The organism is Rhizobium sp. BK176, assembly GCF_024808055.1.
Genome location: NZ_JANUBV010000022.1, coordinates 1 through 16,077 on the forward strand (window position 1 = coordinate 1; position 16,077 = coordinate 16,077).

The 16,077-nt window shown below is 59.0% G+C and carries 18 protein-coding genes, 1 tRNA gene and 1 pseudogene; 7 read left to right on the top strand and 13 right to left on the bottom strand.

The features are described 5' to 3' along the window. A pseudogene (locus tag FHT76_RS34530) lies at positions 1 to 239 on the top strand (HlyD family type I secretion periplasmic adaptor subunit); the annotation flags it as partial. Between the two features lie 173 nt (positions 240 to 412). Here FHT76_RS34530 and FHT76_RS34535 read toward each other — a convergent pair. Both FHT76_RS34535 and FHT76_RS34540 read right to left on the bottom strand, forming a co-directional pair. Beyond that, a tRNA-Leu gene (locus FHT76_RS34535) sits at positions 413 to 497 on the bottom strand. A gap of 53 nt (positions 498 to 550) precedes the next feature. After that, complete coding sequence (locus FHT76_RS34540) at positions 551 to 919, bottom strand: VanZ family protein (RefSeq protein WP_183864110.1); 369 nt, start codon at positions 917 to 919, stop codon at positions 551 to 553. 175 nt (positions 920 to 1,094) lie between these two features. Between FHT76_RS34540 and ilvA the strand changes: the two genes are divergently transcribed. Then, complete coding sequence (gene ilvA / locus FHT76_RS34545) at positions 1,095 to 2,345, top strand: threonine ammonia-lyase (protein WP_183864218.1); 1,251 nt, start codon at positions 1,095 to 1,097, stop codon at positions 2,343 to 2,345. Positions 2,346 to 2,380: 35 nt separating this feature from the next. Continuing rightward, positions 2,381 to 2,707, top strand: a complete 327-nt coding sequence (locus FHT76_RS34550; protein WP_183864111.1) for an HlyU family transcriptional regulator — start codon at positions 2,381 to 2,383, stop codon at positions 2,705 to 2,707. A gap of 150 nt (positions 2,708 to 2,857) precedes the next feature. Here FHT76_RS34550 and FHT76_RS34555 read toward each other — a convergent pair whose 3' ends face one another. Beyond that, complete coding sequence (locus FHT76_RS34555; protein WP_183864112.1) at positions 2,858 to 3,634, bottom strand: SDR family NAD(P)-dependent oxidoreductase; 777 nt, start codon at positions 3,632 to 3,634, stop codon at positions 2,858 to 2,860. Between the two features lie 104 nt (positions 3,635 to 3,738). On the opposite strand from FHT76_RS34555, the gene FHT76_RS34560 reads away from it, so the two are divergent. Then, positions 3,739 to 4,317, top strand: a complete 579-nt coding sequence (locus FHT76_RS34560) for a TetR/AcrR family transcriptional regulator (RefSeq protein ID WP_183864113.1) — start codon at positions 3,739 to 3,741, stop codon at positions 4,315 to 4,317. Between the two features lie 47 nt (positions 4,318 to 4,364). Here the strand turns inward: FHT76_RS34560 and FHT76_RS34565 are convergent, their stop codons facing one another. Next, positions 4,365 to 4,979 (bottom strand): FMN-dependent NADH-azoreductase, encoded by a 615-nt coding sequence (locus FHT76_RS34565; protein ID WP_183864114.1) that lies wholly within the window; start codon positions 4,977 to 4,979, stop codon positions 4,365 to 4,367. A gap of 141 nt (positions 4,980 to 5,120) precedes the next feature. Between FHT76_RS34565 and FHT76_RS34570 the strand changes: the two genes are divergently transcribed. Next, complete coding sequence (locus tag FHT76_RS34570) at positions 5,121 to 6,089, top strand: LysR family transcriptional regulator (RefSeq protein WP_183864115.1); 969 nt, start codon at positions 5,121 to 5,123, stop codon at positions 6,087 to 6,089. A gap of 35 nt (positions 6,090 to 6,124) precedes the next feature. Here FHT76_RS34570 and FHT76_RS34575 read toward each other — a convergent pair whose 3' ends face one another. From FHT76_RS34575 to FHT76_RS34590, 4 genes are all read right to left on the bottom strand, one after another. Continuing rightward, positions 6,125 to 8,113: a bifunctional 2',3'-cyclic-nucleotide 2'-phosphodiesterase/3'-nucleotidase gene (locus tag FHT76_RS34575; RefSeq protein WP_183864116.1), complete on the bottom strand. Its 1,989-nt coding sequence runs from the start codon at positions 8,111 to 8,113 to the stop codon at positions 6,125 to 6,127. Between the two features lie 90 nt (positions 8,114 to 8,203). Then, entirely contained in the window at positions 8,204 to 8,539 is a 336-nt protein-coding gene (locus tag FHT76_RS34580; protein ID WP_183757016.1) for a PilZ domain-containing protein, read from the bottom strand. A 70-nt stretch (positions 8,540 to 8,609) separates the two neighbouring features. Then, on the bottom strand, positions 8,610 to 9,506 hold the full coding sequence (locus FHT76_RS34585) for a DMT family transporter (RefSeq protein ID WP_183864117.1): 897 nt from the start codon (positions 9,504 to 9,506) through the stop codon (positions 8,610 to 8,612). A 92-nt stretch (positions 9,507 to 9,598) separates the two neighbouring features. After that, positions 9,599 to 10,060, bottom strand: a complete 462-nt coding sequence (locus FHT76_RS34590; RefSeq protein ID WP_183864118.1) for an Lrp/AsnC family transcriptional regulator — start codon at positions 10,058 to 10,060, stop codon at positions 9,599 to 9,601. Positions 10,061 to 10,215: 155 nt separating this feature from the next. On the opposite strand from FHT76_RS34590, the gene ald reads away from it, so the two are divergent. Continuing rightward, complete coding sequence (gene ald, locus FHT76_RS34595) at positions 10,216 to 11,334, top strand: alanine dehydrogenase (protein WP_183864219.1); 1,119 nt, start codon at positions 10,216 to 10,218, stop codon at positions 11,332 to 11,334. A gap of 61 nt (positions 11,335 to 11,395) precedes the next feature. Here ald and FHT76_RS34600 read toward each other — a convergent pair whose 3' ends face one another. The 5 genes from FHT76_RS34600 to FHT76_RS34620 form a co-directional block, all read right to left on the bottom strand. Further along, positions 11,396 to 11,863 (bottom strand): DUF1203 domain-containing protein, encoded by a 468-nt coding sequence (locus FHT76_RS34600; protein WP_183864119.1) that lies wholly within the window; start codon positions 11,861 to 11,863, stop codon positions 11,396 to 11,398. Between the two features lie 98 nt (positions 11,864 to 11,961). Then, entirely contained in the window at positions 11,962 to 12,525 is a 564-nt protein-coding gene (locus FHT76_RS34605; RefSeq protein ID WP_183864220.1) for a GNAT family N-acetyltransferase, read from the bottom strand. Between the two features lie 4 nt (positions 12,526 to 12,529). Next, entirely contained in the window at positions 12,530 to 13,399 is an 870-nt protein-coding gene (gene sseA / locus FHT76_RS34610) for a 3-mercaptopyruvate sulfurtransferase (protein ID WP_259129637.1), read from the bottom strand. A 15-nt stretch (positions 13,400 to 13,414) separates the two neighbouring features. Further along, the gene (locus FHT76_RS34615; RefSeq protein ID WP_183864121.1) at positions 13,415 to 14,152 is read right to left on the bottom strand and encodes an alanyl-tRNA editing protein; all 738 of its coding nucleotides are present in this window, start codon (positions 14,150 to 14,152) and stop codon (positions 13,415 to 13,417) included. 6 nt (positions 14,153 to 14,158) lie between these two features. Next, complete coding sequence (locus tag FHT76_RS34620; RefSeq protein WP_183864122.1) at positions 14,159 to 15,199, bottom strand: cysteine synthase A; 1,041 nt, start codon at positions 15,197 to 15,199, stop codon at positions 14,159 to 14,161. Positions 15,200 to 15,432: 233 nt separating this feature from the next. Between FHT76_RS34620 and FHT76_RS34625 the strand changes: the two genes are divergently transcribed. After that, on the top strand, positions 15,433 to 16,077 hold the full coding sequence (locus tag FHT76_RS34625; protein WP_183864123.1) for a ChrR family anti-sigma-E factor: 645 nt from the start codon (positions 15,433 to 15,435) through the stop codon (positions 16,075 to 16,077).

Genomic DNA, 16,077 nt, shown 5'->3' on the forward strand with positions numbered 1-16,077 from the left:
CCCCGGAACTCCACGGCAAGGTCGACGTCGTCGCCGCCGCAACCACCCTCGATCGCGCCACCGGCCAGCCCTACTACCTCGCCTCCCTGTCGCTTAACGACCAGAACCTCCTCAAGGACAACAAGCTCATCCCCGGAATGCCCGTCGAGGTCTTCGTCCAGACCGCCGAGCGAACCGCCCTCTCATACCTCCTCAAGCCATTCACCGACCAAATGATGAAGGCATTCAGAGAGGAATAGCGGGGCAAGAAGGGAGACGCAGCGGCATGCAGATGCCATCATGGCGGTTGGATCGTGGAAAGCGCCCCAAGCCGAACGGACCGATGACGCTTCTACGCATTTGGTATCCCTGAGCGCCCCTAAGCAAAAAGGGCGCTGCGAAGGACAACAAAGTCGATCAAATGATTTCAATATGGTGCGAGCGACGGGGATCGAACCCGTATGACCGAAGTCGAGGGATTTTAAGTCCCTTGCGTCTACCAGTTTCGCCACGCTCGCGCAGGCTCCTCCTTCAACGACTGATGCGATTCAGTCAAGAGCACTAGGTTGTGTCACGGTCGCGAAGGGCTTGCTGCCGACTTGATGATGCGGATCTTGTTCAATAGGCAACCGATCGAAACGCCGACGGATGCGCCGAGTATCTTCACGGCAGCATCGTGCAGACGGGCGTGGCGCGTTGGAGACAGATATTGCAGATATTCAATCGCCAAGGCGCCGGCAACCAGGAGAAAGGCAACTGCTATCCACTGCCGAGGATAGGCAATCGCGAACATGAAACCAACGAGCGAGTAGGCCAAAGCGCGGTCGAGATTGACCGAGGTCACCGTATGTGGCCGCAGCGCGATCGGCGACAGCGTGACGAAAATAATCGCCACGAGAAGCAGCCAGGCAATCGGTCGTGCAAATTTACTTGAGATCATTGCGGCGATGTAGCCTCATCTCGGGTGAATTGGTAGCGCACAATTGCGTTATTGCATCGCCTTCAGGGTTGCTCGAAAAGATGAGCGGCTGAGTAAACAATATCGGCCGATATGGGCTTTTTCCCACAGTCCGCTTGTGCGATAGCGGAACGGCAACAGGAATAGACGAATGACCGTGACCAGACAGGATGTCGAGAGCGCCGAGACGGCGATGCGTAGCCTCTTTCCAGCAACGCCACTGCAGCTGAACGAACATCTGTCGGCGCGTTATGGCGCCGATATCTGGCTAAAGCGCGAAGATCTGTCGCCGGTACGCTCCTACAAGATTCGCGGGGCGTTCAATTTCTTCCGCAAGGCGATCGCGGAGGGTGCCGGCAACAGGACCTTCGTATGCGCCTCGGCCGGCAATCATGCTCAGGGCTTTGCCTTCGTCTGCCGGCATTTTGGCGTGCCCGGCGTTGTTTTCATGCCGGTGACGACGCCGCAGCAGAAGATCGACAAGACCCGCATATTCGGGGCGGAGTTCATCACCATCAAGCTGACAGGCGATTTTTTCGATCAATGCTACCAGGCCGCGCGCGACCACGTCGAGGCGATCGACGGCGTCATGGTGCCGCCTTTCGATCACCCAGACATCATCGAGGGCCAGGCAACGGTTGCCGCGGAAATCCTCCAGCAACTCCCTGACGGGACGGTACCTGACATCATTGTCATGCCGGTCGGCGGCGGTGGTCTCGCTGCAGGCATCACCGGCTACCTCGACGGCATTCTGCCTAAGTCCGGCTTCATCTTCACGGAGCCGGCAGGGGCACCGAGCCTGAAGAGAAGCATAGAGGCAGGGCACTTGGTGACGCTCACCAAAGTTGACAATTTCGTCGATGGCGCCGCCGTGGCGCGGATCGGTGACCTGAACTTCGCAGCCTTGGAAGCTTTCCCGGCCGAACAGGTCATGCTGATGCCGGAAAACGCCATCTGCGTGACCATTGGCGAGATGCTCAATGTGGAAGGCGTCGTGCTCGAACCGGCAGGCGCGTTGTCGCTGACCGCGATTGCGGCGATGGACCCGAATGCCTTGAGAGGCAAGACGGTCATCGCCGTCGTATCCGGCGGCAACTTCGATTTCGAACGCCTTCCGGATGTGAAGGAGCGCGCCATGCGCTATGCCGGCTTGAAGAAGTACTTCATCTTGCGGATGCCGCAGCGTCCGGGTGCGTTGCGTGACTTCCTGAACCTGCTTGGCCCGGACGACGATATCGCCAGGTTCGAATATCTGAAGAAGACGGCTCGCAATTTCGGCTCGGTGCTGATCGGCATCGAAACCAAGGCGCCGGAGAATTTCGCGCAGCTGATCGCAAACTTCGAAAAGGCTGCCATCGGCTTCGAGGACATCACCGAAAACGAGATCCTCGCAAACCTCATCATTTAGCTTTTCCGGCACGGGCCGGCATGGTAAGGCGAAACATGGCTTCGATCTTCTCCAGCATTTTCTCAATGTTTTCAGGCGGCGGCAAATCGACTGATGCCCCGGCAGGCGCCTCGTCCGAGCCTCAGCTCTATGGGGACTGCACGATCTACGCGGAACCCCAGAAGGAGGGCGGTCAGTATCGCCTTGCGGGACGCATTGAGAAGGCCGTCGGTGGAGAGGTTCTCGTTCGCAACTTCATCCGTGCTGACATGTTCGGCTCGTCGGATGACGCGATCGAGTGCACGGTGCGCAAGGCGCAGCAGATCATCGATCAGAATGGCCCGTCGCTATTCAGCGATGGCGCAAAAGTTCGGCAGGTCTGATCCGCTTCTTCGGGTCCAATCCGCGTCTACGCAGGGTTTTGGTACCTGGCGAATCGCATTCCGCCCAACTCAATAGTCCCAGTATCCGCGGTGTTCGCCGTCGGTATCGGCGCGAGAAAGTCCGATACCAACGACATGGGAAACTGGCGATCACCCTGCACGAAACATCTTGGCGCCCGAAGGTGCGCTCGTGGCACCGCCGTCAACGACGATCTCGATTCCCGTCACGTTGGACGAGTCGCTTGAAGCGAAATAGAGCACGGCCTTGGCGATTTCCTCCGCTTCGCTCATCCGTCCGAGAAGGCTCATGCCGCCCAGTCGAGCTTCGAGCCCGGACATCGCGTCGGCCGTGGATGCCAGCGGTTGCCAAATCGGCGTCTTGGTGCCGCCAGGCGTCACCTGATTGACGCGGATGCCGCGTGGCGCAAGCTCTGAGGCCATATTGCGGGTCATGGCACGCACCGCACCTTTGGTGGCAGCATAGGCTGACCAGCCGGGCGCGCCCAGTACGGCATGCACCGATCCATTGAGAATGACAGAACCGCCGTCGTTGAGATGTGGCAGCGCCGACTGGACCGTAAAGAACACTGCGGTCAGGTTGGTATTGATGATGGCATTGAACTGCTCGAGCGACGTAGTGCCGAGCGGCGTCGCGCCGGCGATGCCAGCATTTGCAAAGAGGACATCGAACTTGCCGACCTTTTCGGCGGCTTCCGCAAAAGCGCGCTCCGTGGCCGCGACGTCTGTGACATCGAGCTTCAGCGTGAGCACGTTGCCGCCCAGAGCGTTTTCGGCAGCGGCGAGAGTCTCGGCGTTGCGGCCTGTGATCACGACCTTGGCCCCCTCGTCGAGGAAGACCTTGGCGGTCGCAAGACCGATGCCGCTGTTTCCGCCGGTGATGAGGGCGACCTTGTTCTTTAGGCGCATTGGATGACTCCTCTTGGAAAAATACCCGATCTGGATTACGATTGATATCTAGAAGGATTATGATCGTAATCTTTATATGTCAACTGGTTTCAGGATGGATTTTCATGGGTCACTCACAGATGGACAAGCGCAAGACGCATGAGAGGATCGTCGAGATCGCCTCGAAGCGGTTGCGAGAGAAGGGGCTGGAAGGCGTCGGCGTCGCGGACCTGATGAAGGAAGCGGGGCTCACGGTCGGCGGCTTCTACAAGCATTTTGCCTCGCGTGACGAGCTGGTGGCAGAGGCTATGCAATCTGCTTTTGGTGCCTGGACCGAGAAGGTGCGGTCAGAGGGCCGGGCTCCGGCAGACATTCCACTTGAGGAATATGCGGCGAGCTATCTGAGCCGCGAGCATCGGGACGATACGGCTGGAGGATGCCCGTTCGCCGCTCTCACCGCTGACATAGCGCGCGGCGGCGAGAGGTGTCGGTCACTGGCAACCGATCAGATGCAGACGAACTTGCGCAATATGCAGGCACGCATAAAGGCGGCGGACGAAGCGGAGGGGCGCCGCAAGGCGATCATCCTGTCCTGCCTCATGACCGGCGCACTCGGGCTTGCACGGATAGCGAACGACGAAACCCTGGCCGGTGAGATACTCGATACCGCCAGGGCTTTTGTGAACGAGCTCGGCGCCAAATGAAAACGGCCGGCTAGAACCGGCCGTTTCGATGGCAGTCTCGACCCCGATTAGGCGGCGAGGGCTATTTCCTCGGCGCGGGCCTTGGCGGCGCCAATTGCCTTCTCGGCAGCTTCCGCACCAAATGCGAGGCCTTCGACATAGATCGTCTCGATGTCGGCGATGCCGAGGAAGCCGAGGACCGACTTCAGGTACGGAACAGCATGGTTCATGCCGGCCGCCGGACCCTGCGAGTAGACACCGCCGGAGGCAAGGACGACGTAGACCTTCTTGCCGGTGGCAAGGCCAACCGGGCCGCTTTCGGTGTACTTGAAGGTCAGGCCGGCGCGGGCGACGTTGTCGATCCAGGTCTTCAGCGACGAATAGATGTTGAAGTTGATGAGGCCGGTACCGATGACGATCGTATCAGCTGCAAGCAGTTCGGCGACGAGTTCGTCCGACGTCTTCACAGCTGCCGCTTCGGCGGCGGTGCGGTCATCGGCCGGCTTGCGGATGGCTGCGGTGAAGAGATCGTCGATGTGCGGCAGCGGGTTGGAGGCGAGGTCGCGACGGACGACGACACTGCCCGGCTGCTGAGCCTTGATCTTTTCGACAAGGTCAGCTGCGATGGTGGTGGAAAGCGAGTCAACACGCGGGCTGGAAGTCAGGAGCAGAATGGACGACATGATTGAATTTCCTCTCGAATTGGGGTCTGCGGCTCGTCTAGGGAGCGTCGAGCCGGTGGTTCGAGACAGAAAATAGGGGTGGCCGATTATCGAAAAAACTGTGATAATGTCGATCGAAATCATCGATAGATTGGATGGAAGATGCTTCCAAACCCCACACTGGACCAGTTGCAAGTGTTCCTCACCGTTGCGGAAACGGGCAGCTTTTCGGCCGCTTCACGCACGCTCAATCGCGCACAATCGGTCATCAGCTACACCATTGCCAACCTTGAGGCGCAACTTGAGGTGCCGCTTTTCGAGCGTTCGGGCGCGCGGCAACCGAAACTGACGGAGGCCGGCAAGGCGCTTCTCGAAGATGCGCGGCGCCTCGTTGCCGACCTAGAGGTGATGCGCGCCCGTGTGAAGGGGCTGAAGGAAGGGCTGGAGGCCGAGGTTTCGGTGGCCATCAGCGTCATGGTGCCGTCGCAGGCGGTGGTCGAAGTCCTGCGCGAGTTCCGTGACGAGTTTCCATCCGTGGCTCTCAATCTGGCTGTCGGTGAACTGGGCGTCGTGATGGATCTGGTTTCGAACGGCAAGGCGACTGTCGGGATAGGGGGGGCGATCCTCCAACAGCATGACTTGCTTGCGACCGAGCGCATCGGTCATTCCTTCATGATGCCTGTGGTATCGAGCACTCATCCCTTGGCGCGGATCGGCCGGCCGCTGACGCTCGCCGACGTGCGCGAAGAGACCCAACTTGTCGTGACAGACGCGTCGGGACTGACGAAGGGCCGCGATTTCAATGTGCTCTCGTATAAGACGTGGCGCGTCAGCGATATCGCGACCAAGCACTCGCTGATCCGGGGTGGTCTCGGCTGGGGTGGTTTGCCGGCGTCGCTCATCCGCGATGAACTGAGAAGTGGAGCGCTGGTTCACCTTGATCTGCAGGCCTATGAGCAGGGTGAGTACCCGATCTACGCGATGCGGCGAATCTCGACGCCACCCGGGCCGGCGGCGACCTGGATGATCGACGCGTTTCGGTCCAGGCTTTCGCAATGCCCCAGTCAAGCCGACTTCACCGCTCAGATGGCGGAATATGCCGCGCGCGACCTCTCTGTCGCGGCGGAGTAGGCGAGGCATCAGCGCCTCGCCACCGATCACAATCTCTAGAGGATCAGCCGGAACTTGGCGAAGCCGTCGGTGCCTTCCCCGGCATCCTCGATCTTCACACTCTTGACGTCCGCGAGGTATTGCTTGGCCTTTGGACCGCTCTGGAAGACTGCCGTCGTCCCTGGGAGCGGTTTGAAGGTCCAGTTGCCGTCGGCCGATGGATTGATCGTACCCTCCTCGTGCACGAAGCGGACGATGACGTCACGGTTTGTGTCCGGCGCTTGGAAGACGACCTTGTCTGCGGCGATTTCCGGAAACTTGCCGCCACCACCGGCGCGGTAGTTGTTGGTGACGACGACGAATTTCTGGGTGAGATCAATCGGCTTGCCGCCGAATTGGAGATTCTGGATTCGGTTCGCATCGGCATTGATCAGTTTGCCATCATCATCGAACCTGCGCGGCTGCGACAGGTCGATCTGGTAGACGACGCCGTCGATCACATCGAAGTTATAGGACGGGAAGGCGTTGTTCAGCAGCTCGGCGTCCTGCGATCCCGGCTTTACCTCGTTGAACATGGCGGCTGACATTTCCAGCCAGTTCTTCACCTGCTCGCCGGTAATGACGACCGCCTGAACCGTGTTGGGGTAAAGGTAGAGGTCGGCGACGTTCTTGATCGCGATATCGCCGGCGGGTACGTCGGTATAGTAGTCCGCGCCCCCTCGACCGCCGGCCTTGAACGGCGCTGCAGCCGAGAGCACCGGCAGATCCTTGTATTCCGTGTCATCTAGCATCTGCTTGATATACCAGGTCTGGGCCTGGCTAACGATCTGGACAGACGGGTCGTCGGCGACGAGGGCGAAATAGGAATAGAGCGGCGCCGACGTCTTGCCGACCGGGGTGCGCACATAGGCGAGGGTGGCTTCGTGCTCAGCCTTCGCGGCCTCGATCACGTCCGTCTTGTCGGCCACGTCGGCGACGACTTTCTTCTTGTCGTCGCGATGGTAGATCGGCCGTGCTTCCGAGGTGAAGTCGACGATCCGCCAGCCCTTGCCATCCTTTTCCAGCAAGAGATCGATAAGGCCAAGATGCGATCCCCAGAAACCGGCCATGACGGCGGGCTTGCCATGCAACGTGCCCTTTGCGGGATCCGCGTTCTGAATGCCGTCCCAGGTTTTCGGGCCGGGGAAAACCAGATGCTGATGCCCTGTGAAGATCGCGTCGATCCCATCGACCGCGGCAAGGTGCAGCGATGCATTTTCCATTTTCTCCGACGGGGCTGTACCGTCGATGCCGGAATGCGAAAGCGCGATCACGATGTCGGCGCCTTCCTGCCTCATGACCGGTACCCACGCTTTGGCTGCCTCGACGATGTCGCGCGTCTGCGCTCTGCCTTCAAGGTTTTTGATATCCCACAGCATGATCTGCGGCGGCACGAAGCCGATGAAGCCGACCTTGACCGGGCTCTCGTTGCCCGCGCCGTCCCTGATCGCCTTCTCGACGATGAGATAGGGCTTGAAAAACAGTTCATCCTTGGTCGGATCGGAGGCAAGCTTGCCTTTGGTCAGGTTTGCGCAAACGAACGGAAAATTTGCCCCGTTCAGGACCTTGAACATGAAATCGAGGCCGTAGTTGAATTCGTGGTTACCGAGCGTGCCTACGGTGTAGCCGAGCGTGTTCATCGCCTTGATGACGGGATGCACGTCGCCATCTTTCATCCCTCTTTGATAGGCCATGTAGTCGCCCATCGGGTTGCCCTGCAGGACGTCACCATTGTCGATCAGCAGTGAGTTGGCAGCTTCCGCCCGGATAGTGTCGATGATCGTCGCAGTGCGCGCCAAGCCCATCGTGTCGTTCGGCTTGTCAGCATAGTAGTCGTAGGGAAAGACATTGACGTGAATGTCGGTTGTTTCCATCAGGCGAAGATGCGCCTGATTGGCGGCCGCACGGGCGCTGAAGGGGTGAAGCAATATGAGTGCTGACGTGGCAGCAAGACCGCCAAGCAACGAGCGGCGGGTCATTGGCGGCAGATCCAGAATGGATGACATGAAAACTCCTTCGAAAATCACGCGACGCCCGGCCCGCAGGCGAGACTAGGATGATTTGCGAAGGAGTAAACCCTGAAAATGACAGGGCAATTATCGCTTCAGGACCGGTTTCACTTCCTTGTGGAAGAAGCGGAAATAGGACGCGACCTGCGCGCGGGCATTCGAGTTCGGATCGAACTGAATTCCGAGGCGGCCGTTGTGGCTCCAGCGGATGATGCCGTGCAGCGTTCCGAGATCGTCGGCAAGGATCTGTATGCGGCTGCCGGAGGAGGCATGAATGGGCGAGCGGATTTCGACGGCCATACCGCTTGTCGACATATCCAGGATGCGCGCATCCACTTCTTTCGTAAGATAGCGGACCTTGCCGAATATGCGGCAAGACTTCCGCTCGGCCTTGCGAGTGATAATATTCAGATTGTTCTGCATGCTACGCTCCACAAGAAACATACAGGTGAATTCTACGGGGCGACCGTTGAGAATACTTTAACAGCTCGATCTAAAATTGCGAGGACGGTGGTTGCAAACGTGACCGACGGGCAACAACATGTTCCCGCCATACGGTGAAAATGCCTGCTGCAACGACAATGAAAGAGCCGATAATCATGGTGAGGCTCAGCTTCTCGTTGTAGATCACGACGCCGATGATCGACGCATAGACAAGCTGCAAATATGTCAGCGGTTGCACCGCGGCAGCATCGAGCATGTCATAGGCGCGGATCAGGAAGTAGTGGCTCGATATGCTCGTCATACAGACAAGCGCCATCCATCCCCAGTCCCAACCCGACATCCATGTCCAGTAGAAAGGGCCGACGAGCGTCATGGCGATACCGCCGACGACGCCCGTATAGAAGAAACTCGTCATCGCCGAGTCGTCCCGACTGACGAGGCGTGTGGCTATGACATAGAAGGCGAACAGGAAGCAGGAGAAGACGGCAAGCAGGAGCTTGACGTCGAAGAATTCGCCTTCCGGCTTCAGAATAAACAGCACGCCGACCAGGCCTGCCGCGATTGCCGTCCAGCGGCGCCAGCCGACGCGCTCGCCAAGAATGGGCATCGAGAGCAGAGCGATCAGAATTGGAGTGGCCGAGAAGATCGCCTGCGAATGCGCTAGGCCGATCAAGGCAAAGCAGTTGATGACGACGACGACCTGAGCGGCCAGCAGAATGCCTCTGATCACCTGTAGTAGCGGTCTCTTCGTCTTGGCCGTCTCCTTCAGGCCACCCCTCATCTTTGCCGCGAGCGCAATGGTGAAGGCGGCAAATGCCCAATAGCGGATCATGGTGACGAACACAGGCGGGTAGGCGGATGCGAGATGCTTCGAGATGCCGTCCTGCAACGAGAAAATGGTGATCGCCAGCAGGACGAACATATAGCCTTGGGTCTTGGATTTCATGCGTACGTCTTACTGCGGGGGATCAAGCGGGAGATAGCGAAGCCGTAGCTTCGGTGCGGACTGTCTGCCGATTTTGCCTTGCTGTCAAAGCCTCAAAGCCCGACATTTGGCCTATCGATAACTTCCCGCAGGGCGAAGCTCGAATTGATCTTCACGACGTGCGGAAGCGCCGACAGCCAGTCGCGATGAATACGCTCGTAGTCTTCGAGGTCACGAGCGGCGACGCGGAGAATGTAGTCGTATTCGCCCGACATCAGGTAACAGACCAAGACGTTCGGACAGCGTTTCACCGCTGCCTCGAATTCGGAGAGTGTCTTGGCAAACTGGCCGGATAGCGAGATGTGCACGATCGCTATCATCTTGTAGTCGAGCGCCTTGGGCGTTACGTGCGCGTGATAGCCGCTGATGACGCTGCTCTTCTCCAGGATATCAAGCCGGCGGGAACAGGCCGATGCCGATAATCCAACCTTCGCCGCGAGGTCGGCATTGGTCATGCGGGCATTGGATTGAAGAGACTTCAGAATCGCAAGATCAATGGCGTCGAGTTCGGACATTCGAAGAACTTTCGATTATTTGCGCGAATTCGCAATATTCTTCGAAAATCAGCATCAGTGCAAACCTTCTTTGCAAGGACATTTCACGTCTGTGGTGGTTGGATTTGCCCGTCAAAAACACTCCGCCAAGCGGATATAACGTGAGAGGAACGCTTATGCGTGTCGGTTGCCCGAAGGAAATCAAGAACCATGAATATCGTGTCGGCCTGACACCTGCATCTGTTCGTGAATATGTCGCCCACGGCCACGAGGTCTGGGTTGAAACCAAGGCAGGCGCCGGCATTGGGGCCGACGATGCCGCCTACATGGCCGCTGGCGCAAAGATTGCCGCCTCAGCCAAGGACATCTTCGAAAAGTGCGACATGATCGTAAAGGTCAAGGAGCCGCAGCCCTCCGAGTGGGCGCAACTTCGCGATGGCCAGATTCTCTATACCTATCTACACCTCGCGCCGGATCCGGAACAAACCAAGGGCCTCCTTGCCTCGGGCGTTACCGCCGTTGCCTACGAGACCGTAACGGACGATCGCGGCGGTCTGCCACTCCTGGCTCCGATGTCCGAAGTCGCCGGACGTCTGTCGATCCAGGCGGGTGCGACAGCACTGCAGAAGGCCAATGGCGGCCTTGGGATCCTCCTTGGTGGCGTCCCCGGCGTTTTGCCGGCGAAGGTTACGGTCATCGGCGGCGGCGTCGTCGGCTTGCACGCTGCACGAATGGCCGCGGGCCTCGGTGCGGATGTCAGTATCCTCGACAAGTCTTTGCCGCGCTTGCGCCAGCTTGACGATATCTTCGGCGGTCGTGTTCATACCCGTTATTCCAGCATTCAGGCATTGGAAGAAGAAGTGTTCTCGGCAGACCTCGTCATCGGCGCCGTCCTCATTCCGGGCGCTGCTGCACCGAAGCTTGTCACTCGCGAAATGCTGTCGGCCATGAAGAAGGGATCTGTCATCGTCGACGTTGCCATCGATCAGGGCGGCTGCTTCGAGACGTCGCATGCAACGACCCATTCGGAGCCGACCTACGTGGTTGACGATGTCGTGCATTATTGCGTGGCCAATATGCCCGGCGCAGTGCCGGTCACCTCGGCGCACGCCTTGAACAATGCGACGCTCGTTTACGGCCTGGCGCTGGCTGACCGCGGACTGCGCGCGATTGCGGAGGATCGCCACCTGCGCAATGGCCTCAACATCCATAAAGGCCGCGTCACAAACAAGCCGGTGGCCGAGGCACTGGGCTATGAAGCCTACGCACCGGAAAGCGTATTGAACGTAGCGTAAGCTGCATCACGTTAGGTGAGTTTGGGCTGGTCGCATTCTCGTGCGACCAGCCCTTTTTCCGTTATCTGTCGATGCGGCACTGATAGCAGTTGTTGCGAGCCGAGCGCACATGCACGTAGGCGATTTCCGGCCGCTCGAGAAGTTCGGCGGCATAGGAGCGGATATCTGGCGTCAGAGTCACTGCCCCGGTGCCGTAGACGATGCGATTTTCGGCATTGTAGCCGCGCACAATGAAATCGGGGCTGGTAAGTACCGGCGGTAGCACCTCTTCGGCGGCGTAGCGCTCACAGAGCTCCTTATGGAGAAAAACAGGGCCGGTTTCCGCATAGGGTTGAAGCTCGGGAAACGGCCTGTAGGCGAAAACCAGCAGTTCCTCGCCCGCGTCTATATTCTTCAGGCAATGACGGCAGGGGTGGCCGGGACCGTCGGAGACCATCGTCTCGGGCAAGAAGCCGTAGGCATCGGTACCACCGTTCCAAAGGTTCTGCGCGTCGGCGGTGGGCATGGCGGAAAAGTGGATGTCGGTCATGGCAGATCTCCTTGCTGATCGCCATCAGATGCGCCTTTACCGTGATACAAGCCACCCGATTCCTGCGAAACGCCGTCAGTCGAACTCTGTCGGCCTGGTCACCAGCCCTTTTTACCCAGCTCCAGCAATTCCTTGTCGCTGAGCGGTCGGACAATGCCCAAACCGGTCGAGACCGGAGAAAAACCGAACATCTGGTAGAGCTGGAGGGCCCGCGGATGATCGAGATTGTTGGTGGTCGTCGTCACCCGCTTCGGATTGACCGTCCAGATCGCATAGAGCGCCTGCAGCAAGAACCACTTTCCGATTCCGAGGCCGAGGGCGTGCTCGATCAGACCGAAGTGGCTGAGCTCGATGGTGTCCTCGTCCTCGAGGAAATATTCATAGAAACCCGCGGGCGCTCCGTTGACGTAGAGCACGCTGATATTGTTGCGCTTGTCGTGCAGCGTCTTGGCCAGATCCTCGTCGGTCATCCGCAAACGATCCACCCACTGCCATCGGGCGCCGACCTGGCGATACAGATAGCGGTAGAAGGGCAGCGGAATATCTGGGGTCCGCATGATCGCTGTCTGAATATTGATCGGCATCGGCAGGCTTGCCTTCGGCGGTGCCGTCATTTCCAGGCGCGTGATGTGGGTTTTTAGCGAAGAAGGGCCCTTCACCATCGTGTCAGGCTTTGACCGGTTCTGGCGGGCCAGTGACGACAGGCGTGTCGTCGCGCCCACCCCATTCGCTCCATGAGCCGTCGTAGAGTTTATTGTCGCTGTGGCCGAGCGATTCGAGCGCGAGCGTAATAATCGCCGCGGTGATGCCGGAGCCGCAGGAGGTGACGACCGGCTTCGACAGATCGATGCCCGCGTCCTCGATTGTCCGCTTGAGTTCCGGCAGCGACTTGAAGCGGCCCTGGCTGGCGAAAACGCCCGACGGCAGGTTGCGTGCGCCGGGCATATGACCCGAACGCATGCCAGCGCGGGGCTCGGGCTCGATCGCAGCGAACCGGCCGGCGCTTCTGGCATCGGCTATCTGCAGGGCACCGTTGGCAACGATGTCTCGCATTGTGTCCAGAGTGACGACTCTCGAGGCATCATAGGCCGGCTTGAAAATCTTCGGCTCGTATTGCGTCGCATTTGTCTCAAGCGGACGGCCTTCTGATTTCCATCCATCCAGGCCGCCGTCGAGTACATAGACATTTTGCGCGCCCATAACGCGAAACAGCCACCAGACTCGCGGCGATGCGAACATCCCGATCCCATCATAGACGACGATACGGTCATTCTCGCCGATTCCGAGTTTTCCAACGTCGCCTGCGAAAAGCTCCGGCGACGGAATGGTATGCGGCAGTGGCACGGAGTGATCCGCGATCTTGTCCTGATCGAAGCGGACGGCGCCCGGTATATGGCCGGCGGCGTATTCTGCGTCGGCATCGCGCTTCTGTGCCGGCAGATAGAAGGACGCGTCCAGAATTCGCAAGTCCGGCTTGCCCAGTTCCGCCTGCAGCCAATCGGCCGAAACGACGAAACGGCTCTTTTCTTCGCTCATTCTGCTCTCCCTAACTCAGGCCTCGTCGCCGGGAGCGCCGAAGCGAATACGGAAGCGGCGGTTTTCCTTGCCCTTCTTCTCGATCTTGGCAATGTGAATCTGGCCGACTTCCTGCGTTTCGGACACATGTGTGCCGCCGCAGGGCTGACTGTCAATCGCAGAGTTTTCGCCGATGCAGACAAGGCTGACCCGACCGAGGCCGATCGGCGGGCGAACATTCTTGGATTTGACGATGCCGGGATTGGCCACAAGTTCTTCGTCGGTGATCCACTGCAGGTAAACCGGATGGTTCTGCCGCACCAGTTCCATCAGTTTTTCGGTTACGCCGTCCTTGTCGATCGTCTCGGTCATGTCGAAGTCGACACGGCTCTCATCTTCGCCGACAGCCGCGCCGGTGATCGGGTATGAACAGACGACCGAAAGCAGGTGACAGGCGGTGTGCATCCGCATCAGCTTGTAGCGGCGCGGCCAGTCGACATGCAGGACCAGCCTTTCGCCGAGACCCGGCTGCGTCTCACCTTCAAGCGGCACGTGGATGACGATATCCTTGGTGGCCCCGTGCCTCGTCTGTCCTAGGGCGATTTTGCTGCCGTCGGCCCGCTCGAGAAAACCGGTGTCGCCCGGCTGGCCCCCTGAAGTCGCGTAGAAGCAGGTTTGATCCAGCTCAATGCCACCGTCTTCGTGAACGGCGGTTACTACCGCCTCGCATGTCGAAAGATAGAAATCGTCACGATAGAGGGCATTGACGGGCATAGGATCTCACGCTGCTGGTTCGTATGGAATTTGTATCTCTTGCGCCCTGGTGAGCCACGCGGGAATCGGCAGCCCCTTAGACGTCAGGAAGTCGGGATTGAAGAGCTTCGACTGATAGCGATTGCCGTAGTCGGCAAGGATCGTCAAGATGGTGTGGCCGGGACCGAGTTCCCTGGCAAGCCGAACGGCGCCGGCAATGTTGACCGCCGTCGATCCGCCGAGGCACAGTCCCTCGTGTTCGACGAGATCGAAGACGTAGGGCAGGGCCTCCGCATCCGAGATGCTGTAGGCGAAGTCGGGCGTAAAGCCTTCCAGATTCGCCGTGATCCGGCCCTGACCGATCCCTTCGGTGATCGATGAGCCAGCGGATTTTAGTTCGCCGTTCTTGTAGAATTCATAGAGCGCGGCACCGTCGGGATCGGCAAGGCCGATCTTGACGTCCTTGCTAAATGCCTTGAGGCCGGCCGCGACACCCGCAAGCGTCCCCCCCGAGCCAACAGAGCAGATGAAGCCATCGACCTTGCCGTTCGTGTCGTTCCAGATTTCGCGAGCCGTCGTTTCGATATGGGCCTGCCGATTGGCGACGTTGTCAAACTGGTTCGCCCAGATCGCGCCGTTCGGGTCCGTCTTGGCCAGTTGTTCGGCAAGCCTTCCGGACACCTTCACATAGTTGTTCGGGTTCCTGTAGGGAACCGCCGGGACCTCGACGAGTTCAGCGCCGAGCAACTTCAGCGCTTCCTTCTTTTCCTGACTCTGAGTCTCCGGGATAACGATGACGGTTCGGTAACCGAGCGCCTTTGCCACCACCGTCAAACCGATGCCGGTGTTGCCGGCCGTTCCCTCGACGATAACGCCGCCCGGCTTCAGCAGACCCTTCTTCTCGGCGTCGCGAATAATGTAGAGCGCGGCGCGATCCTTCACCGACTGGCCGGGATTCAGAAATTCCGCTTTGCCGAGAATGGTGCAGCCGGTCGCTTCCGACGCACCCTTGAGCTTGATCAAGGGGGTGTTGCCGATTGCCTCTAAAACGGAGGGATGAACGGTCATGGACTCTGCCTCTTTTGAACGCTTAGTTTAGGAACGGTCTTTTCCCTTCACAAGGCTAGGTTGGCAAGAAATGCTATTCCATGCCTTTGAGCGCCGTGACAAAATTAGACTTTCCTTCGGGCTGGAGAAGTCGAGGTACAGCGGGTCGCCACCGTCCTTGTGATCTGAAGGTTGACTTTCAACGTAGGGATTACGACAAAGCATCCCCAAAAACGGAAACCACCGAAGCCTTCATGGTTCACGAGCATATCGACACCGTCGATGCATTGATGGCGCATTATGTCGCCGGATCTCTTCCTGAGCCGGCACGCGTATTGGTGGAATCGCATCTCGAAATGAAGTCCGATCATCGCTGGCTGGTGAGAGATCTTGAATCGCTGAGCGGCGAGGCCCTGGAAGACATTTCGGAGGCTGCGATCAGCGAGCGCGACGCACGGCTCGCCGCTATCTTCGCCTCCGCGCCGCCTGCCGAGGATGTGCCGACCGATCTGCAGGCCTCCCGTGGGGGCTTCCCGAGAGCGATTCGCAATTTGGTCGGCTATGACGTCGATACGGTGCCGTGGAAGACGAAGCTGCCGGGCTTCAAGGAATACTCCATGGATATCGACGGCTGCGAGGCGAGTCTGATGTGGATCAGGCCGGGGCGGGCACTGCCCGCACACACACACAAGGGAACGGAACTCACCTTGATCTTGGACGGCGCGTTCAATGATGCACGCGGACGTTTCGGACCTGGCGATATCTCAATTGCCGACGAGAGCGTCGACCATCGGCCGATTGCCGAAAAGGAGCGTCCCTGTATCGCGTTCATCGTTCTTGACGCTCCGGTCAAGCTGACTGGGTCTTTCCGGCAGCTCATTGGTGACCTCATCGGCTGA